Consider the following 18558-nt stretch of genomic DNA (forward strand, 5'->3'; position numbering starts at 1 on the left):
AATCGGCAAATCGGCAAATCGGCAAATCGGCAAATCGGCAAATCGGCAAATCGGCAAATCGGCAAATCGGCAAATCGCCGACCGCTACTGACGCACATGGTTCGCGCCAACCCCTCGCGTGGCGGGCAACGCATCCTTACACCGGCTGCCGCGCGTGCTGCGCGCTGACCGCTGCTCCGGCTGCCCCCGCCAGTTGCACCGCCGCACCGGCGAACATCGCCGCGCGCAACCCCGCCGCACCGCCATGCATCGCCGCGAACAGCGTGCCGAGCACCGCGATCCCGAGCGTCGCGCCGGTCATCCGCGCGACGTTGACGAGCGCGCTCGCGGTGCCCGAGCGTGCGGCGTCCACCGCGCCGACGGCCACCGTCATCAGCGGCCCCGTCGCGATTCCCATCCCGAGCCCCGTCAACGCAAGCCCGATTTCCGCGCCCGGCAGGCCCGGCGACGCAGCCCACGCGCCGATCACCGCGAGCCCGCTCGCGATCACGGCGACGCCGCCGGCCGTCGTCACGCGCGTGCCGACCCGCTCGGACAAGCGTCCCGACCACGGCGACACGACGACGAATACGAGCGCCATCGGCAGCAGCGCGAGGCCCGCACCGGTCGCATCGAGGCGCCCGGTGCTCTGCCACGTCAGCGGCAGCAGGAACAGCACGCCGTACATCCCGAACGTCATGGCGGTGGTCGCCGCGATCGCGCCGCGAAACGCGCCGAGCCGGAAGATGTCGAGCGGCACGAGCGCGGCGTCGCCGTGGCGCCGTTCGATCGCGATGAAGGCGGCGAACGACGCGATCGCGACGCAGACGGCGACCGCACTGGCGACCGGCGAATCGCGGAACACGATCGCCGCATACGCGAGCGTGCCGAGCGCGAGCGCGCCGGTGACCTGTGCGCCGCCGTCGAAATGCCGGCCGCGCGGATCGGACGACTCGGGCACGGCCGGGACCGCGAGCAGCATCGCCGCGACGCTCAGCGGCACGACCACGAAGAAGATGCTGCGCCAGCCGAAATGCCGGATCAGCACGCCGCCGAGGGTCGGCCCGAGCGCCATCGCGACGCCGTTGCACGCGGCCCAGATGCCGAGCGCGCGGCCGCGCTCGACCGGATCGCGCCACACGATCCGCACGATCGCGAGCGACGCCGGCAGCAGCAGCGCCGCGCCGACGCCGGCCAGCGCGCGTGCGCCGATCAGCACGGACACCGACGGCGCGAGCGCGCACAGCAGCGACGCGACGGTGAACACGGCCGTACCGGCCATGAAGATGCGGCGCCGGCCCAGCAAATCGGCGAGCAGCCCGCCGGTGAGCAGCAGCACCGCGTACGTGAGGTTGTAGCTGTCGACGACCCATTGCAGCGCACCGACGTCCGCATGGAAATACGTGCCGATCGCGCGCGTCGCGAGATTGACGACGGCCGTGTCGACCTGCGCGACGAGCACGGCGATGCACAACGTCAGCAGGGTCACGCCGCGCCGTTTGACGACACGGCCGGCGAGTGCGGAAAGTGCTCCGGTAGGGGGCATGGGCGGCACTCCTGAACGGGCGATCCTGCGAGCTTAAGCGCCGCCTGCTGCCAGCGTGGTGTCAGCAGGGCGAGGGCAGCGGGCACGCAAGCGGCGTATCCGTATGCGTCGGGGCGCTTTTCGGATCGGCTTCGACCCGCCTGCGCAGACGTTGCTGAAGGCTTGCCGTAAGGAGCGGCCGGGGTCGCCTCGATCGAGGGACGGCATCGCAGCGTAGCGGCGGCGTTACTGCTGCGGCATACGGTCGTGCTGCGCGGCAGGCTCGACGCATTCGTCGCGCTTGCCGACGCAACGCGCGCCGCGTTGCCGACCGGACCGGCATCGACGCGCTGACCGAAGCACGCCGGGACGCCGTGCCCGACGCGAACCTGCGCGCTGGCGTTGCCCGTGCAGGCGACGCCGGGCCGGCTCGGCGATCCGGTGGAAATCGGTCGCGTGGCGTAGTTCCCGATGTCCGACGACGCGAGCGACGCAACGGACGCCGAGCGGGTCGTGGACGGCGGCAACATTTCGTCGCGGCGGTTCTGCGTGCATCGATGCGTTCGGCCGTTTCCTCCGGGCGCTTCGACATGACAATGCGGAGCGCGACGCTCCGCATCTTGTCATCCGGCTGCCGGAACCGCGATGCCGGCACACGGCATTTCCGCGATCAGAACTTCGCGCGGATGCCTGCGCCGAACGTGTTGCCGTTCGACAGGCCGCTGATGTGGTCGTTCATGTACGCCGCGTAGACGTCCGTGCGCTTGGACAGCGGATAGTCGTAGCCGACGGCCCAGGTCTGGCGCGTCTGGTCGAGGCCGCCCGCGTCGCGCGAGTATGCGTACGACGCCATCGCGTTGCCGACGCCGAGCGGCACCGACACGCCGCCCTGCGCGGTGTTCACATGCCAGCTCCCCGCGACCTGGTCGTTCTTCGTGTACATGTACTGGCCGAACAGCTTCACGACCTTCAGGTCGTAGGTTGCACCGACCAGCGCGATGCCCTGGCTCTTCATGCCGGCCACCAGCGCGCTCAGATCCTGCGGGCCGTTGTTGAAGTTCACATACTGATACGTGGCCGTTGCCGCGAACGGGCCGTTCGCGTAGTTGAACTGCGCGCTCCATTTCTTCGAGCGGTTGTCGCCGGCGGTGTTACCGAGCGCGTACATCGCGCCGAAGTTCAGGCCACCGAACGAAGGCGACGCATACGCGACCGCGTTGTTCCAGCCCGAATCGCCCACCGCGCCCTGGTCGCTCGGGTAGGTTGGATACGTGCCGAGACCGAGGAACACGTGATACACCATCGGCGAGAAGGTGTACGAATCGTAGAACGGGTTGAACAGGATCGTCGACAGGAACAGGTGCGTCGTCAGACGGCCCGCCGTCACCGTGCCGTACGGCGAATCGATGCCGACGTACGCGTTGCGCGCGAAGAACGTGTCGCCCTGGAAGCGGCCGTACTGGCCGTTCTGCGCGCGGAAGAAGCTTTCCAGCGTGAAGATCGCCTTGTAGCCGCCGCCCAGATCCTCGGCGCCGTGCATGCCCCAGTACGACGTCGACATCCCGCCGCCGCCCACGTTCCACGCGCGATCGCTGCCGGGAAACTTGGTCGCGCCGATCCATTCGTCGACCTGACCGTAGAGCGACACGCTCGACTGCGCGTAGACGGGCGCGGTGGCCGCCACGCAGGCGGCTGCGGCGATCAGCTTGACGGACGTGCGCGATGCACGGCGAGCGAATGACTTCATGGGGTCTCCTGTATTGATCGATGGCGGGCCGACTGGCGTCGCGTGATGCATGGCCCGAGGGTAAGACGGGGGACTCGATTGGGCGGTGGTGCCGCGTGCGATTGCGGTCGAATCGCACCGCGCGACTTCATCGTTCGAATGGTTTCATGACAACGATGCTGGATCGTAAATAGGTTGTTTCTGATGAGCCATTGGACGAAATGCATCATGCGTATACGCGAAGTTGTATAACTTCGAATTGGGCGTCGTGATGCCGATCGATATCCGCGTATACGCTCATACAACATCGTTTATGCGATGGATTTCTTGCGTTTGCGGTATGGGCGAAGACTTACCATTTTCCGGATTGGACGCGCTCGAGCAATACCTGAGAAACCCGCCCCGATCGATGCCACACGGTCCGTCTGGACGACGCGCATCGCGCCATTGCGCGGCAGCCTTGCAGGGCCGCGCCGTGCAAGGTGCGGCAAGACATCGCGAATACAACAAGTCCGGTAATGCGAATACCGGTTTTTCTTCGACGCAGGAGACACTGATGAACAAGCAAGGGTTGGTCGACGCCGTGGTTTTTTCTACCGGTTTAAACCGGGCCGCGGCCACCGAAGCAGTGGATGCGGTCATCAATACGATCGTCGGCTCGGTTGCGGCCGGCGACGCCGTTCAATTGGTCGGTTTCGGATCGTTCAGGCAAGGGAAACGCGCGGCCCGAATCGGCAGAAATCCGTCGACCGGAGAGGAAATCAGGATTGCGGCGGTGAATACCGTCAAGTTCACCGCGGGTACTGCATTCAAGAGTGCCGTGAATACGATCGGGAAGTAAGCGGCCGACGGTTCGCGGCAGGGTGTGTCGCCAGTCGCACGTCACCAGTCACACGTCACCAGCCGGCGGCGACGCAAGCACAGTACGGTGCGATCACCGTTCTTCGATAAAAGGACGGGGCATGAGCCCCGTCCCGCATGACCGGCGATCGACCGGACGATCAGGCGGTCACCTCCCGGGCGCGCACCATCGTCAGCGCCGCATCCTCGATCATGTCCTCCTGCCCGCCGACGAGCCGCTGCCGGCCCAGTTCGACGAGAATGTCGCGCGCCGGAATCCCGTACTTCGCCTCGGCCCGCTTCGCGAACAGCAGGAACGACGAGTAGACGCCCGCATAGCCGAGCGTCAGCGCATCGCGGTCGAGGCGGATCGGGGCGTCCATGATCGGCACGACGAGATCCTCGGCGACGTCGGAGATCGCGAACACGTCGACGCCCGTCTCGATCCCCATCCGGTCGCACACCGCGACGAACACTTCCATCGGCGTATTGCCCGCGCCCGCGCCGAGGCCGGCCGCGGCCGCATCGATCCGGTTCGCGCCGGCCGCGACCGCCGCGACCGAGTTGGCCACGCCCATCGCGAGGTTGTGGTGGCCGTGGAAGCCGAGTTCCGTCTCCGGCTTCAGCGCGGCGCGCACCTGGCCGATTCGCGCGGTCACGTCGTCGGGCAGCATGTGGCCGGCCGAGTCGGTGATGTAGATGCAGTTCGCGCCGTACGATTCCATCAGCTTCGCCTGCACGACGAGCTGTTCGGGAGACGACATGTGCGCCATCATCAGGAAGCCGACCGTATCGAGCCCGAGCGTGCGCGCGAGACCGATGTGCTGTTCCGACACGTCGGCCTCGGTGCAGTGCGTTGCGACGCGGATCGTGCCGACGCCGAGCGCGTGCGCCATGCGCAGATGCTCGACGGTGCCGATGCCGGGCAGCAGCAGTGCCGACACCTTCGCCTGCTTCAGCTCCGGAATCACGGCGCTCAGGTACGCCTCGTCGGTATGCGCCGGAAAACCGTAGTTGACCGAAGCGCCGCCGAGCCCGTCGCCGTGCGTGACCTCGATCAGCGGCACGCCGGCCGCATCGAGCCCGCGCGCGATGTCGCGCATCTGGTCGAGCGTGATCTGGTGACGCTTCGGGTGCATGCCGTCGCGCAACGACATGTCGTGGACGGTGATCTTCTTGCCTGCAAGTGACATCGTGTGACTCCTCGACTCAAGCGGTGGCGGCCGTCGCGGCCAGCATCTGTTCGGCGAAACGCTCGGCCGTGGCGGCCGCGGCGGCGGTCATGATGTCGAGGTTGCCCGCATATTTCGGCAGGTAATCGCCGAGTCCTTCGACTTCCATGAACACCGATACGCGATTGCCGTCGAACACCGGGCCGTTCTTCAGCGTGTAGCCCGGCACGTAGCGCTGCACTTCCTTGACCATCGCATGCACCGACGCGGTGATCGCATCGACGTCCGGCGGGCCGTCGGTCAGGCAGTGGATCGTGTCGCGCATGATCAGCGGCGGTTCGGCCGGGTTGATCACGATGATCGCCTTGCCCTTGCGTGCGCCGCCGACCTGTTCGATCGCGCCGGACGTCGTGCGCGTGAATTCGTCGATGTTCTTGCGCGTGCCGGGGCCGACCGAGCGCGACGACACGGTCGCGACGATCTCGCCGTACGCGACCGGCTGCACGCGCGACACCGCGTACACCATCGGGATCGTCGCCTGGCCGCCGCAGGTCACCATGTTCACGTTCATCTGCGCGCTGCCGAGGTGCGCGTCGAGGTTCACCGGCGGCACGCAATACGGCCCGATCGCCGCGGGTGTCAGGTCGATCATCTTCACGCCGAGCGCGGTGAGCTTGTCGGAGTTGTCGCGATGCACGTAGGCCGACGTCGCGTCGAACGCGATGCGGATCTCGTCGTCGGCAACGTGCGGCAGCAGCCCGTCGACGCCGCGGTCGGTGGTCTTCAGACCGAATTCGCGCGCGCGTGCGAGGCCGTCGGACGCCGGGTCGACGCCGACCATCCATACGGGTTCGAGCACCGGCGAGCGGCGCAGCTTGACCAGCAGGTCGGTGCCGATGTTGCCCGGCCCGATCAGTGCGCATTTGATTTTCTTCATCAGCTTGGTTCCTTTAGATAAAGCGGACGTCGCACCCGCCGATGCCGGCGATGTGCATCGACAGCGCGTCGCCGGCCGTGACCGGAATCAGTTTCGCGAGCGAGCCGGACAGCACGATCTCGCCGGCGAGCAGCGGCACGTCGTATTCGGCTAACGTGTTCGCGAGCCACGCGACCGCGTCGGCGGGGTGGCCGAGCGCGGCATCGCCGCGGCCTTGCGCGACGCGCTCGCCGTTCTTGTCGATCGTCATCTCGCACGCGGCGAGGTCGAGCGTGCGCGGGTCGACGCGCGCGTCGCCGAGCACGTACACGCCGCACGATGCGTTGTCGGCGACGGTGTCCTCGATGCGGATCGCCCAGTCGCGGATGCGCGAATCGACGATCTCGAAGCAGGGTGCGACGGCGGCGGTCGCGGCGATCACATCGGTGCGGTCGATGCCGGGGCCGCGCAGGTCGCGCGACAGGATGAATGCGATCTCGCCTTCGGCGCGCGGCGCGATCAGCGACGCGGTGGAGATCGCCTCGCCGGCCGCGTAGTGCATGCCGGACAGCAGGATGCCGAAATCGGGCTGGCGCACGTTCAGCATGTCCTGCACGGCCTGGCTCGTCACGCCGATCTTCTTGCCGACCACCGATTCGCCGCGCTCGACGCGGCGTTCGATGAAGCGTTGCTGGATCCGGTACGCATCGTCGAGGGACAGCCGGCGCGGCCGCGCCGACAGCGGCGCGACCGGCGCGCGGGAATGCCACGCGGCGTACAGCTCGTCGCCGAGCGTCGCGTGCAAGCGGTTGGACATGGTAGGGCCCTCGAATGGAACAGGCCGCCGCATCGGGCGGCGTCGTGCGCCGGAGCGAGGCTCCGGCGCGCCGGGGCGCGGGCGTGCCGCGCCGCTCGTTTAGTTACCCGAACTGCGGATCGCGTCCGGCGAGAAGTACGCCTCGGTGAACTGCGAGCTGCTGTCGAGCTTCGGCATCGGCCCTTCGTTGGTCAGGCGGTCGGCCATGTACGCGCCGGAGATCAGGTCGTGGAAGAACACGGCGCCCGGGTAGAACGTCTTCGCGTCATACGCGTACAGCGTCGTCGCGACGTTGGTGCGCCACAGCTGGCCGCGCGCGTCGTAGTTGTCGGCGAGCAGCGTCATCCACGAATCCTCGTCGATGTACAGCACGCGCTTCGCATACTGGTGGCGATAGCCGCTCTTCAGCGTCGCCTGCAGCACCCACACGCGATGCAGCTCGTAGCGGATGGTCGCCGGGTTCTCGTGACCCTTGGTCAGCAGGTCCGCGTACTTCACCGCGCTGTCCATCGCCTTGTAGTCGTCGTACGGCACGTAGATCTCGCGCTTGCCGACGATCTTCCAGTCGTAGCGGTCGCCGGGGCCGTTGTACAGGCGGTCGTCGTCGACGGTGCGGAAGCCGCCCGGGCCCTGCGGCTGGTCGTAGCCGTATTCCGGTGCCTGGCGCACGCGCCGCGTGCCGGGGTTGTACATCCACGTGCGCGACGAGTTGTCCGCGCCGGCCTTGTCCCAGTTCGTGAAGCCGACGATCAGCGAGCCGCGGTCGGACAGCGGCAGCTCCGTCGCGTTGCGGTAGAACGTGCGGTTGTTCAGGTCGCTCTTCACGTCGTACTTGCCGACGTTGCGCGGCGAGTAGATGTCGTAGCGCACCTTGCCCCACGCGATGTTGCCGTCGGAATACACGACCGCCTGGTCGTAGGTCGCCTGCTCGGTGCCGATCGCCGACGAGAAGCGCTGGTTCCACAGCAGCTCGGCGGCCGTCTTCGGAATCGGGTAGGGCACCTGCGGCGGCGCGTTGGTCAGCCCGTTCGCGTCGGCCGTCATCGTCGAGTCGGGCGCATATGCGCGGATGTCCTTGTAGACCGAATCCGCGTAGCGGAAGTCGCGATGGCTCGGGTAGACGTTGAGCTTGAACGTCGCCGGATAGCGCTTGAACATCGCCTTCTGGCCGTCGGTCAGGTGCTCGGCATACTGCGCCATGTTTTCGGCGGTGATCGTCGCGACCGGCTTCTCGTTCGCGAACGGATCGGGGTAGCGGCCGCCGCGCTTGTACTGCACGTCGGGCGGCGTGCCGAGCCACTTGCCCGACCACTCCGGCACGCCGCTGTCCTTGCTCGCGGCGCGTACCGCGCCCATCGGCGTGAGCGGGCCGTCGAGCGCCTTCAGGTCGTCCGGCGTGACCTTCGGGAACGATGCCGTCGCGACGAGCGCGCACGCGGCCATCACGGTCGCGCGCAGGAGGGGGAGACGAGTTCGTTTCATGACAAATCCTCTTCTTGCTGAGTGACGAGCGGCCGGGCCGCTCAGAAGTGGTAGGTCGCCGTGGCGAGCACGTAGTCGCGATCCGACAGCGGACGCGTGACCGGGTTGGGCGAACCGAGGAACTTGGCGTAGACGAGCGACAACTGCAGGTTGCTCAGTCGCGTGAAGGTCACGCCGGCCGTCACGCGGTGATCGCCCTGGCCCGTCAGCGAGCCGAGCGCGCCCGCGAGCGGCGACGTGCCGGTCAGGTCGTGCGTGTAGGTCAGCGGCACGTCGAGATCCCAGCCGTTGAACACGTTCTTGTAGCTGAGCGTCCACGCGATCTCCATCGCGAGCGCGTTGCGCGAGTTGGCGAGCGTGGTCGAGCCGTCGAGCTCGGAGATGCTGCCCGCATGCACGTACGTCAGTTCGCCGATCAGCGACTGCGAGTTCGCGAGGAAGCTCGGCCCGATCGAGTAGATGCCGGACAGGTTGGTCTGCAGCACGTTCGCGCGCGTCGACTGCGGGCCGGTCGGCGTGTTCACCAGCACGGCCGCGCCCTGGCGGTACGACACTTCGCCCGCGACGTTCACGGGGCCGACCTGCGTCGAGAAGCTCGCGCCGGTCAGCTTGATGTTGCTGAAATAGGTTTGCTGGTACTGGAGCGTCGGGAAGTAGGTCGTGACGACGCTCGGGTTCATGTCGTTGTAATGCAGGTAGTACAGGCCGAGCTCGGTGTCGCCGAGCACGCGAAAGCGCGCGCCGATCCCCCACTGGTTGCTCGCGCTCGGCTTCTCGTCGGGGCCGCGCGGAATCAGCATGCCGCCCGGGCCGATGATGAATTGCGCGCCGGGGCCCGTGACGTCGGAGTAGCTCCAGTACGTGCCGGGCGCGGTCAGCCTGTTCTGCTGGAACGCGAACTGGTAGTAGCCGAGCACGCTGAAGTTCGGCGTGATCTGCCATTGCGTCGAGATCTGCGGCACCGGCAGCAGGATGTCCTTCACCTCGGCGCCCGCCATGTACGACTTGGTCGCGTCGGACGGCCCCTGCGCGCCCGCGATGTTCGGGAAGAACAGGCTTTCGCCCCATGCGACCACCTGGTCGCCGACCTTCACGTTCAGGCTCGTCGGCCCGATGCGGAAGGTGTTGTACGCATACGCGGCGAGCAGCGTCGTGTGGCCGCCCGACCAGTAGCGCGCATCGCTCGTGAAGTTGTTGTACTGCCCCGACTGGTTCACGGTGCCCGGCGCGTCGTTGTAGTTCGGGCGGTGATAGGCCTGGTCGTAGAACGTGTCCGCGCGGACGAACACACCCCAGTCGTCGTGCTTCAGGTTCACTTCGCCGAGCAGGCTGACCTGGTTCTCGATCAGCTTGTTCTTCGCGAAGTTGCGGTCGCCGTCGTCGCCGTTGATGTTCGCGGGCGTCAGCAGATTGCCGCTCGGCGCACGCGTGCGCATGCCGAGCCCGTAGCTGAGCGTGAACGTGTAGTCCAGCGTCGTGTCGGCGCCTAGGTCGATCGTGCTGCCGGCATGCGCGTCGGGAACGGCGCACGTCAGCAGCGCGGCGGCCAGCGTCGACAGCGCGGCGGTGGCCCGCTTGTCGGTACGGCGCGAAATCCGTTGATGCATGGTGTCTCCTCTGGGGTATCGACGACGGTCGACTGTGGTTGTCGTGAGAGGCAGAGTAGGGAGATCGCGGTAGCAGGGAATCGTCAAAATGAACTAGATGACTTCCCTAGGACTGGAAACGATTCGCATGATGTCGCGGGGGCACGCTTGTGCCGCTCGCGCCGCGCGCGCCGCGCGCGTTATCGCGCGTCCGTCCGCGCCGCCGAAAGAAACGCCGGCCGTTCGCCGCCGCCGTCGAGCCGCAGGTTCGCGCCGGATGCATACGACGCATCGGGCGACGCGAGGAACAGGCACGCCGACGCGACGTCGTCGGGCGTGGCGAGCCGCCCGGCCGGAATCGTCGCGCGGATCGCATCCAGCGCATCGTCGTCGCCGTAGTGGCCTTCGGTCGCGGATTCCGTCTGCACGAGACTCGGGCTGATCGCGCACACGCGCACGCGCGGCGCCCATTCGACCGCGAGCGACGTGACCGCATTGACGAGGCCGGCCTTCGCGGCGCCGTAGGCCGCGGTGCCGGGCGACGGCCGCGAGGCGCTGACGCTGGCGATGAACAGCAGCACGCCGCCGTGCGGCTGCGGCTGCATGATCGCGTTCACGCGTTGCGCGAGCTGCAGCGGCGCGATCAGGTTCAGCCGCACGATCGATTCGGTGAAGCGCGGCGACGCATCGGCCGCGAGTGCGAACGGCGAGCCGCCCGCGTTGTTGACGAGCACGTCGAGGTCGCCGGCCGCCGCGCGGATCGCGGCGAGCATCGCGTCGACCTGTTCGACGTCGCGCAGGTCGGCGGCGATGAAGGTCGCCGTGCGGCCGCCGGCCGCGGGCGGGGTGGCGGGCGCGCCGCGCCCGCAGACGAACACGCGCGCGCCCGCCATGAGAAAGCGCTCGGCGATGCGCCGCCCGATGCCCTTGGTGCCGCCCGTCACGAGCACCGTCTTGCCGCTGTAGTCGAATCCGTTCATCGTCTGCCTCCGTTTCGGTGGGCCGATGATAGGAAGAAGCGCGCGCGGCTTCGTAGTCTGAAAGGATGATGCCGGCCGGCGGCGGCGGCGCAATCATCGTGGCAGGCATCCATCGACCGACGAAGGAGACAATCCGCGATGACGACCCCCACGACGCCGCCGGCCGGCATCTTCACCGACGTACCGGGCGGCCTGCGCCTGCACCATTTCGAGGCGGGCGAGGGCCGCCCGGTGGTGTTCATCCACGGCAGCGGCCCGGGCGCCAGCGGTTTCAGCAATTTCAAGCACAACTACGCCGCGTTCGCGGCCGCCGGCCATCGCGCGATCGTCGTCGACCTGCCGGGCTACGGGCAGTCGTCGAAGCCGTCCGACGTCGCCTATACGCTCGATTTCTTCGTCGGCGCGCTGCACGCGCAGCTCACCGCGCTCGGCATCGGGCCGGCCGTGCTGCTCGGCAACTCGCTCGGCGGCGCGATCGCGCTGAAATACGCACTCGACCATCCCGACGCAGTCGACGGGCTGATCATGATGGCGCCGGGCGGCGTCGAGGATCGCGAGACGTACTTCCGGATGGAAGGCATCCAGCGGATGGTGAAGCTCTTCACTAATCGCCAGATGAATGACGACACCATGCGCGAACTGCTGACGCTGCTCGTGCACGATCCGGCGATCGTCACCGACGCGCTCGTCGCCGAACGGATGAAGGTGTGCGTCGAGCAGCCGACCGAAGTGCTGTCGACGATGAGCGTGCCGAACCTGACCGGCGCGCTCGCCGATCTGCGCTGCCCGGTGCTCGGCTTCTGGGGCACGGACGACCGCTTCAACCCGGTCGGCGGTGCGCTGAAGTTCGTCGAACGCTGCCGCGACGCGCGCGTCGTGCTGATGAACCGCTGCGGCCACTGGGTCATGGTGGAGCACGCGGCCTATTTCAATCGGGAATGCATCGATTTCCTCGCGACGAAAAACGTCCGATAACACGAGCTGCCCCTGACGGACGGCCCGAACGCGGCCGGCCCGTCCGAATCCACGGAGACATGATGAAACTCATCGAAGAACTGTTCGACCTGCGCGGCAAGGTGGCCGCGATCACCGGCGGCGCGCGCGGCATCGGCGCCGAAACGGCCCGCACGCTGGCCGCGGCCGGCGCGAGCGTCGCGATTCTCGACGTGCTGTCGCAACCGGCGGAAGCGCTCGTCGGGGAGATTCGCGCACAGGGCGGCCAGGCGGCGTTCTGGTCGCTCGACGTCACGCACGAGGCCGACGTGTCGCGCGTGTTCGGCGAGATCGTCGCGCGCTTCGGACGCCTCGACGTGCTCGTGAACAACGCGGGCATCGAAGGACACAACGTGCCGACGCACGCGCTCACGCTCGCGCAATGGCAGCGCGTGCAGGACGTGAACGTCAACGGCGTGTTCCTGTGCACGCGCGCGGCGATTCCGCACATCGAGGCGGCCGGCGGCGGCTCGATCGTGAACCTGTCGTCGATGTACGGGATCGTCGGCGGCCCCGACGTGCCTGCGTATCACGCATCGAAAGCGGCCGTGCGGATGATGGCGAAGGTCGACGCGATGCTGTATGCGGCGAAGAACATCCGCGCGAACTCGGTGCATCCCGGCTACATCCGCACGCCGATGCTCGAGGACGCGTTCCGCCAGATGGGCCAGGACCCCGACCGCGCGTTCGAATACATGCAGACCCACGTGCCGATGGCGAAGATCGGCAGCCCGCGCGACATCGCGGCCGGCATCCTGTATCTCGTGTCGCCGGCGGGCCGCTACGTGACGGGGGCGGAGCTGGTGATCGACGGCGGGTATACCGCGCGCTGACGCGCCGCGGCCGTTGCAACGAAACAGGAGACAGGCCGTTGAAAGTGCTCGTGGCAGTGAAGCGCGTGGTCGATGCCAACGTGAAGGTCGGCGTGAAGTCCGACCGCACGGGCGTCGACATCGCGAACGTGAAGATGTCGATGAACCCGTTCGACGAAATCGCGGTGGAAGAGGCCGTGCGGCTGAAGGAGGCCGGTGTCGTGACGGAGGTGGTGGCCGTGTCGGTCGGTGTCGCGCAGGCGCAGGAAACGCTGCGCACGGCGCTGGCGATCGGTGCGGATCGCGCGATCCTCGTCGAGTCGAACGACGGCGTGGAACCGCTCGGCGTCGCGAAGGTGCTGAAGGCGCTGGTCGACAGGGAGCAGCCGCAACTGGTGATTCTCGGCAAGCAGGCGATCGACGACGATTCGAACCAGACCGGCCAGATGCTGGCCGCGCTGGCGGGCCTGCCGCAAGCGACGTTCGCATCGAAGGTGACGATCGCCGACGGCAAGGCGACTGTTGCACGCGAAGTCGACGGCGGCGCGGAAACGCTGTCGCTGCAACTGCCCGCGGTCGTCACCACCGACCTGCGCCTGAACGAGCCGCGTTATGTGACGCTGCCGAACATCATGAAGGCGAAGAAGAAGCCGCTGGAAACGGTGAAGCCGGCGGATCTCGGCGTGGATGTCGCGCCACGTCTGAAGACGCTGAAGGTGGTGGAGCCGCCGAAGCGGGCGGCCGGCGTGAAGGTGCCGGACGTGAAGACGCTGGTCGAGAAGCTGAAGACCGAAGCCAAGGTGCTGTGACAGGGGAGCGGAAGGACATGACGATTCTGGTAATTGCCGAGCACGACGCGGCATCGGCGGGCGGCGCTTCGCCGATCAGGGCCGCGACGCTGAACACGGTGGCGGCGGCGGCCGAAGTGGGCACATTCGGCGGCGGGGACATTCACGTGCTGGTGGCCGGCCATCACGCGCAGGCGGCAGCCGATGCGGCAGCGAAGATCACGGGTGTCGCCAAGGTGCTGCTCGCCGATGCGCCGCAGCTCGCGGACGGCCTCGCCGAGAACGTCGAAGCGACGGTGCTGACCATCGCGGCAAACTATTCGCACATCGTTGTGCCGGCGACGGCCTACGGCAAGAACATCGCGCCGCGCATCGCCGCGAAGCTGGATGTCGCGCAGATCTCCGAGATCACGGCGGTCGTGTCGGCCGATACGTTCGAGCGCCCGATTTACGCGGGCAATGCGATCGCGACGGTGCAATCGACCGATCCGGTCAAGGTCGTCACGGTGCGCGCGACGGGTTTCGATCCGGTTTCGGCGGACGGCGGCAGCGCCGCCGTCGAGAAGATCGAAGCGGCAGCCGATGCGCGCGTATCGCAGTTCATCAGCCGGGAAGTGACGAAGCTCGACCGCCCGGAACTCACCAGCGCGAACATCATCGTGTCGGGCGGCCGGGGCCTTGGTAGCGGCGAGAACTACACGAAGGTGCTGGAGCCGCTGGCGGACAAGCTTCAGGCAGCACTCGGCGCGTCGCGCGCCGCGGTCGACGCCGGCTACGTGCCGAACGACTACCAGGTCGGCCAGACCGGCAAGATCGTCGCGCCGCAGCTGTACATCGCGGTCGGCATTTCAGGCGCGATCCAGCACCTGGCCGGCATGAAGGATTCGAAGGTGATCGTCGCGATCAACAAGGATCCGGACGCGCCGATCTTCAGCGTGGCCGATTACGGGGTGGTCGGCGACCTGTTCACGCTCGTGCCCGAAGCGGCCGCGGTGCTGTGACGATGCCGCTGTTCGAATTCAACGGGATGCGTCCGCGCGTCGATCCGTCCGCGTACGTGCATCCGAGCGCGGTCGTGATCGGTGACGTGACGATCGGCGCGGGCTACTACATCGGTCCGCATGCGAGCCTGCGCGGCGATTTCGGCGCGATCGTCGTCGAGGCGGGCAGCAATGTGCAGGACGGCTGCGTGCTGCACGTCGGCATCGGCGAGACGTGCCGGCTCGGCGTGAACAGCCACGTCGGCCACGGCGCGATCGTGCACGGCGCGACGCTCGAACCGGACACGATGATCGGGATGAACGCGGTCGTGATGGACGGCGCGACGATCGGGGCGACGACGATCGTCGCAGCGTGTGCGTTCGTGAAGGCCGGTTACGCCGTGCCGGCGGGCGTGCTGCTCGCGGGGGTGCCGGGGCGCGTGGTGCGACGGCTGAGCGACGCGGAGATCGCCGCGAAGGCGAACGGTACGCGGGTGTATCAGCAGTTGGCGGTGGATTGTCTGAAGACGCTCACGCGGATCGACGAAGCGTAAGCGCGGGCACGTCGTCACTTGCCGGCGACAAAGCCTTCGTTCGTCGGCGTGAAGACGGAAAAGCCGCATTCGACGAGCGCCGAACGAAGCCGGGCCGAAAGCGCGACGCCACGGACATCGAGCGCCGTGTATCCGTGCTGCCGGGTAAGGCTGCCGTGGTGGTCCTCGATCGCATCGAGTATCGAATCGCACCAGCCTGCCGGATCGTCGCCGTGGCGATCGAACCTCGTGACACCGCCTTCGGCGCCGAACGTGCGTGCAAGGCGCGATTCGCGCCAGATCCGCTCGACGACCGCGTCGTTCACGTCGCTCGTCACGACCCACGTGTGCCGAACGCCAGCGGCGACTTCGCGAATCCGCTCGCCGCATTCCGGATCGACGATCAGCGCGATCGTGTGAGGTTCGGTCATCGATTCTCTCGGGGTTTATGCCGATGGCGATTCGATGCCGCACATGGGGCTCGTTGCATCCGTGCGCGATCGATTGCCTGATGCGGCATCGTTGTCATAAGATCGGCGTCAGACCAGCCTACCGCCTCCGGCGCCGAATGAAAACGAATATACGCCTGCGCATCGCCATCATCACGTCGGCTTTCGCCGTCTATCACGTATTCATGCATGTCCAGTGGGTCGTCAGCGGCTGCATCGTATTCCTCGGCCGTCAGCGTTGCAGCTTCGAGAACAGCGCGAATTTCGAAGGGATGATGGACTTCGACCTGATGCTGACCTGCGCGTGGGTCGCGGGTGCGGTGATGGGATGGTTCACCGTCGCGCGTTCGCCGAAAAAAACCGGATAACGGCACGCCTGCTGCGTACGCACCGGCGCCGGCCTGTCCTGCACGATCGCGAGCGACAGCGCCGCGAGATCGCGCGCAGCGATCAGCCTCGGCAGCACGCCGTTGCCCGCGTGCACCCTCATCCACGCGCGCGCCTTGCTTTCCCCGTGTGGTGCACTAGATTCGAAGCGTGATACCTATCGCCGACCGTGCGAGGTGACGCCATGACGCCGTGGGAGATTCAGGGAACCGAGCTGATGAACTGCAATTGCTCATATGGTTGCCCGTGCCAGTTCAATGCGCTGCCGACGAACGGCCATTGCCAGGCGATGGGGGCGATTTCGATCGACAGCGGCCACTACGGCGACGTGGTGCTCGACGGCGTCAGGATCGCGGTCGTGTTCAAGTGGCCGGGCGCGGTGCACGAGGGCCACGGCAAATGCCAGCCGATCGTCGACGAGCGCGCCGATCCGGCGCAGTGCGATGCCGTGCTGAAGATCATGACCGGTCAGGATACCGATCCGTTCGCGACGATGTTCTCGGTGTTTGCGTCGACGCTCGAACAGGCATTCGATCCGATCTTCGCGAAGATCGATTTCGACGTCGATGTCGATGCGCGGCGCGGCCAGATTCACGTGGACGGCGTGCTCGACGTCGTCGGCGAACCGATCGTCAATCCGGTGACGGGGGCCGAACATCGCGTGCGGATCGACCTGCCGGGCGGTTTCGAATACGAGCTGGCCGAGATCGGCTCGGGCACCGGCCACTCGCACGGCCACATCGAACTGGACTTCGAGCGGACCTATGCGCAGTTCGCGCGACTGCACCTGAACAATCACGGGGTCGTCCGGCATCGCGCGATGGCATGAACCCCGTCGGCGATTTTCTCGGGCGTGAGCGCGTCGTCACGCTGCTCGGCATGGCCGCGCTCGTCGGCGCGTGCTGGGCTTATCTTTGGTCGGGCGCCGGAACCGGCATGTCGGCGCTGGACATGACGACGGTCGCGCTGTTCCCGCATCGGCTCGCCGGCGCCATGGGCACCATGGATCCGCCGCTGCCGACCGTGATCCTGATGTGGTGGGTGATGATGACCGCGATGATGACGCCCGGTGCCGTGCCGCTGGTGCTGCTGTACCGGCGCGTGCTGCGGCATCGCGGTGCGCAGGGTGCCGGTTCGGCGCTCACGTCGGCGTTTTTGCTGGCCGGCTATCTGGCTGCCTGGCTCGTTTTTTCGGTCGGCGCGGCCGTGCTTCAGATGCTGCTGCAGCCCGCCGGCCTGATCTCGGGGATGATGCTGTGGTCGAAGAGCGCCGCGCTGTCGGCGTTCGTCCTCGCGCTGGCCGGCATCTACCAGTTCTCGCCGCTGAAACAGGCATGCCTGCGGCAATGCCGGTCGCCGGTGCGGTTTCTCACTACGTACTGGCGCCCCGGCGTGTCGGGCAGTTTCCTGCTCGGCATGCGCCACGGCGCATATTGCGTCGGGTGTTGCTGGCTGTTGATGGCGCTGCTGTTCGTCGGCGGCGTGATGAACGTCGTGTGGATCGTCGCGTTGTCGCTGTTCGTGCTCGCCGAAAAGGTGCTGCCGGGCGGCGAGCGTATCGGCCGCGCGCTGGGTGTCGTGCTGATGACGTGGGCCGTCGCGACGCTGCTCGTGTAGCGGGGCGTTCATGCCGCGGTGCAGGTGCGGGCCCCGGTAGTCACGAACGTATCCGCGGCTCGTCCGGGAGCTTGTCGACGGAGATCCGGTGCGTTGCGGCCGCTGCCGTCGGTGCAATGACGATCGTTGCGATGCCGGCCTGTGCGGCCGGCGGCATGTCGAACATGGACATGGGCGACATGAAGATGTCGGCGGCCGGATGCCGCACTGACCGATGCCGAAGTGATACGCATCGACGCCGCGCACGGGATGGCGACGCGGCCGTCACGTGGCCAGGGGAGGCCGCGGGCGTGACGACGCTTTCGCGAGCGCGAGCATTGCGCTGCCCCGATTCGTCACGCGAATGACCGTCGAGCCTATGACGTTCGATGCGACCCGATTGGAGGGGGCGTCGGAGTTTCGTGCCGATGCTACGTAACATGCCCTCGTGTTACGTGAACGTCGGGCGCGATGCGAGGCCGGCCGAACCGGCGGATTTCGGCTCGCATGCCGCACGTCCCGCGCAAGGACGGCCGCCGGCGGGGCCCGGTGCGCAGCAATCGCGGGATGGCATCGATGCCGACCAGGGTGGCACGGGAGATGCTTGTCGAACGCATCGATCTGAAAAACCGACGGGGGCATCCATGCACCACCATTTCACCAGAACCGGCGTTGCGCTTGCCGCGATCGCCGTAGCTTGTACGCTGGCTGCGTGCGGCGGCGGCGACATCACCGCGCCGGCCGTGGCCGGTAATAACATCGGCACAAGCGGGACGAGCGGGACGAGCGGGACGAGCGGGACGAGCGGCACGAGTGGGACGAGCGGCACGAGTGGGACGAGCGGCACGAGTGGGACGAGCGGCACAAGCGGCACAAGCGGCACAAGCGGCACAAGCGGCACAAGCGGCACAAGCGGCACAAGCGGCACGAGCGGCACGAGCGGCACGAGCGGCACGAGCGGCACGAGCGGCACGAGCGGCACGAGCGGCACGAGCGG

General features: G+C 67.3%; 18 protein-coding genes and 1 pseudogene. 10 read left to right on the forward strand and 9 right to left on the reverse strand.

What is annotated here, in order from left to right:
• Positions 1-136 precede the first annotated feature (136 nt).
• Together BME24068_RS34410 and BME24068_RS34415 are read right to left on the reverse strand one after the other, a co-directional pair.
• Positions 137-1525 (reverse strand): MFS transporter, encoded by a 1389-nt coding sequence (locus BME24068_RS34410; RefSeq protein ID WP_174928760.1) that lies wholly within the window; start codon positions 1523-1525, stop codon positions 137-139.
• A gap of 649 nt (positions 1526-2174) precedes the next feature.
• Complete coding sequence (locus tag BME24068_RS34415; protein ID WP_174928761.1) at positions 2175-3251, reverse strand: porin; 1077 nt, start codon at positions 3249-3251, stop codon at positions 2175-2177.
• Between the two features lie 388 nt (positions 3252-3639).
• Here BME24068_RS34415 and BME24068_RS34420 point away from each other — a divergent pair, with 388 nt between their 5' ends.
• Positions 3640-4071 carry an HU family DNA-binding protein gene (locus BME24068_RS34420; RefSeq protein ID WP_478209916.1) on the forward strand — a complete coding sequence of 144 codons (432 nt, stop codon included), beginning with the start codon at positions 3640-3642 and terminating at the stop codon, positions 4069-4071.
• A 160-nt stretch (positions 4072-4231) separates the two neighbouring features.
• Here the strand turns inward: BME24068_RS34420 and dmpG are convergent, their stop codons facing one another.
• The 6 genes from dmpG to BME24068_RS34450 all read right to left on the reverse strand — a co-directional run bounded on the left by dmpG (position 4232) and on the right by BME24068_RS34450 (position 11023).
• Positions 4232-5263 carry a 4-hydroxy-2-oxovalerate aldolase gene (gene dmpG, locus BME24068_RS34425; RefSeq protein WP_174928762.1) on the reverse strand — a complete coding sequence of 344 codons (1032 nt, stop codon included), beginning with the start codon at positions 5261-5263 and terminating at the stop codon, positions 4232-4234.
• A 16-nt stretch (positions 5264-5279) separates the two neighbouring features.
• Entirely contained in the window at positions 5280-6179 is a 900-nt protein-coding gene (locus tag BME24068_RS34430; protein ID WP_096499534.1) for an acetaldehyde dehydrogenase (acetylating), read from the reverse strand.
• Between the two features lie 13 nt (positions 6180-6192).
• Positions 6193-6975, reverse strand: coding sequence for a 2-oxopent-4-enoate hydratase (gene dmpE, locus BME24068_RS34435; RefSeq protein WP_174928763.1), 783 nt, complete (start codon positions 6973-6975; stop codon positions 6193-6195).
• Between the two features lie 99 nt (positions 6976-7074).
• Positions 7075-8457, reverse strand: coding sequence for a DUF1329 domain-containing protein (locus BME24068_RS34440; RefSeq protein ID WP_174928764.1), 1383 nt, complete (start codon positions 8455-8457; stop codon positions 7075-7077).
• A 41-nt stretch (positions 8458-8498) separates the two neighbouring features.
• On the reverse strand, positions 8499-10064 hold the full coding sequence (locus tag BME24068_RS34445) for a DUF1302 domain-containing protein (protein WP_174928765.1): 1566 nt from the start codon (positions 10062-10064) through the stop codon (positions 8499-8501).
• A 179-nt stretch (positions 10065-10243) separates the two neighbouring features.
• A complete protein-coding gene (locus BME24068_RS34450) occupies positions 10244-11023 on the reverse strand; it encodes an SDR family oxidoreductase (RefSeq protein WP_174928766.1) in 780 nt (259 codons plus the stop codon).
• 138 nt (positions 11024-11161) lie between these two features.
• On the opposite strand from BME24068_RS34450, the gene BME24068_RS34455 reads away from it, so the two are divergent.
• The 5 genes from BME24068_RS34455 (at position 11162) to BME24068_RS34475 (ending at position 15150) form a co-directional block, all read left to right on the forward strand.
• Positions 11162-11998, forward strand: coding sequence for an alpha/beta fold hydrolase (locus BME24068_RS34455; RefSeq protein ID WP_174928767.1), 837 nt, complete (start codon positions 11162-11164; stop codon positions 11996-11998).
• Between the two features lie 62 nt (positions 11999-12060).
• Entirely contained in the window at positions 12061-12849 is a 789-nt protein-coding gene (locus tag BME24068_RS34460; protein ID WP_174928768.1) for an SDR family NAD(P)-dependent oxidoreductase, read from the forward strand.
• 38 nt (positions 12850-12887) lie between these two features.
• The gene (locus BME24068_RS34465) at positions 12888-13637 is read left to right on the forward strand and encodes an electron transfer flavoprotein subunit beta/FixA family protein (RefSeq protein ID WP_174928769.1); all 750 of its coding nucleotides are present in this window, start codon (positions 12888-12890) and stop codon (positions 13635-13637) included.
• Positions 13638-13654: 17 nt separating this feature from the next.
• Positions 13655-14617 (forward strand): electron transfer flavoprotein subunit alpha/FixB family protein, encoded by a 963-nt coding sequence (locus BME24068_RS34470; RefSeq protein WP_174928770.1) that lies wholly within the window; start codon positions 13655-13657, stop codon positions 14615-14617.
• Between the two features lie 2 nt (positions 14618-14619).
• Entirely contained in the window at positions 14620-15150 is a 531-nt protein-coding gene (locus BME24068_RS34475) for an acyltransferase (protein ID WP_174928771.1), read from the forward strand.
• A 14-nt stretch (positions 15151-15164) separates the two neighbouring features.
• Here BME24068_RS34475 and BME24068_RS34480 read toward each other — a convergent pair whose 3' ends face one another.
• Complete coding sequence (locus BME24068_RS34480; protein ID WP_174928772.1) at positions 15165-15560, reverse strand: hypothetical protein; 396 nt, start codon at positions 15558-15560, stop codon at positions 15165-15167.
• A gap of 137 nt (positions 15561-15697) precedes the next feature.
• Between BME24068_RS34480 and BME24068_RS34485 the strand changes: the two genes are divergently transcribed.
• From BME24068_RS34485 to BME24068_RS35220, 4 genes and pseudogenes are all read left to right on the forward strand, one after another.
• Positions 15698-15946 (forward strand): hypothetical protein, encoded by a 249-nt coding sequence (locus tag BME24068_RS34485; protein ID WP_096499514.1) that lies wholly within the window; start codon positions 15698-15700, stop codon positions 15944-15946.
• A 203-nt stretch (positions 15947-16149) separates the two neighbouring features.
• A complete protein-coding gene (locus tag BME24068_RS34490) occupies positions 16150-16794 on the forward strand; it encodes a DUF1326 domain-containing protein (protein WP_096499512.1) in 645 nt (214 codons plus the stop codon).
• Complete coding sequence (locus BME24068_RS34495) at positions 16791-17582, forward strand: DUF2182 domain-containing protein (RefSeq protein WP_174928773.1); 792 nt, start codon at positions 16791-16793, stop codon at positions 17580-17582. Before BME24068_RS34490 ends, BME24068_RS34495 begins: the two co-directional genes overlap by 4 nt.
• Positions 17583-18205: 623 nt before the next feature.
• Positions 18206-18558 (forward strand): annotated as a pseudogene (locus tag BME24068_RS35220) (collagen-like triple helix repeat-containing protein); the annotation flags it as partial.

This window comes from Burkholderia anthina, assembly GCF_902498995.1.
In the GTDB taxonomy this organism is placed as follows: domain Bacteria; phylum Pseudomonadota; class Gammaproteobacteria; order Burkholderiales; family Burkholderiaceae; genus Burkholderia; species Burkholderia anthina.

Excerpts from the sequence above, each read along its gene's own strand:
- BME24068_RS34410 (WP_174928760.1), bottom strand. The coding sequence starts at position 1,525 with ATGCCCCCTACCGGAGCACTTTCCGCACTCGCCGGCCGTGTCGTCAAA.
- BME24068_RS34490 (WP_096499512.1), top strand. The coding sequence starts at position 16,150 with ATGACGCCGTGGGAGATTCAGGGAACCGAGCTGATGAACTGCAATTGC.
- BME24068_RS34460 (WP_174928768.1), top strand. The coding sequence starts at position 12,061 with ATGAAACTCATCGAAGAACTGTTCGACCTGCGCGGCAAGGTGGCCGCG.
- BME24068_RS34415 (WP_174928761.1), bottom strand. The coding sequence starts at position 3,251 with ATGAAGTCATTCGCTCGCCGTGCATCGCGCACGTCCGTCAAGCTGATC.
- dmpE (WP_174928763.1), bottom strand. The coding sequence starts at position 6,975 with ATGTCCAACCGCTTGCACGCGACGCTCGGCGACGAGCTGTACGCCGCG.
- dmpG (WP_174928762.1), bottom strand. The coding sequence starts at position 5,263 with ATGTCACTTGCAGGCAAGAAGATCACCGTCCACGACATGTCGTTGCGC.
- BME24068_RS34480 (WP_174928772.1), bottom strand. The coding sequence starts at position 15,560 with ATGACCGAACCTCACACGATCGCGCTGATCGTCGATCCGGAATGCGGC.
- BME24068_RS34470 (WP_174928770.1), top strand. The coding sequence starts at position 13,655 with ATGACGATTCTGGTAATTGCCGAGCACGACGCGGCATCGGCGGGCGGC.
- BME24068_RS34495 (WP_174928773.1), top strand. The coding sequence starts at position 16,791 with ATGAACCCCGTCGGCGATTTTCTCGGGCGTGAGCGCGTCGTCACGCTG.
- BME24068_RS34445 (WP_174928765.1), bottom strand. The coding sequence starts at position 10,064 with ATGCATCAACGGATTTCGCGCCGTACCGACAAGCGGGCCACCGCCGCG.
- BME24068_RS34475 (WP_174928771.1), top strand. The coding sequence starts at position 14,620 with ATGCCGCTGTTCGAATTCAACGGGATGCGTCCGCGCGTCGATCCGTCC.
- BME24068_RS34450 (WP_174928766.1), bottom strand. The coding sequence starts at position 11,023 with ATGAACGGATTCGACTACAGCGGCAAGACGGTGCTCGTGACGGGCGGC.
- BME24068_RS34420 (WP_478209916.1), top strand. The coding sequence starts at position 3,640 with ATGCCACACGGTCCGTCTGGACGACGCGCATCGCGCCATTGCGCGGCA.
- BME24068_RS34485 (WP_096499514.1), top strand. The coding sequence starts at position 15,698 with ATGAAAACGAATATACGCCTGCGCATCGCCATCATCACGTCGGCTTTC.
- BME24068_RS34455 (WP_174928767.1), top strand. The coding sequence starts at position 11,162 with ATGACGACCCCCACGACGCCGCCGGCCGGCATCTTCACCGACGTACCG.
- BME24068_RS34430 (WP_096499534.1), bottom strand. The coding sequence starts at position 6,179 with ATGAAGAAAATCAAATGCGCACTGATCGGGCCGGGCAACATCGGCACC.
- BME24068_RS34440 (WP_174928764.1), bottom strand. The coding sequence starts at position 8,457 with ATGAAACGAACTCGTCTCCCCCTCCTGCGCGCGACCGTGATGGCCGCG.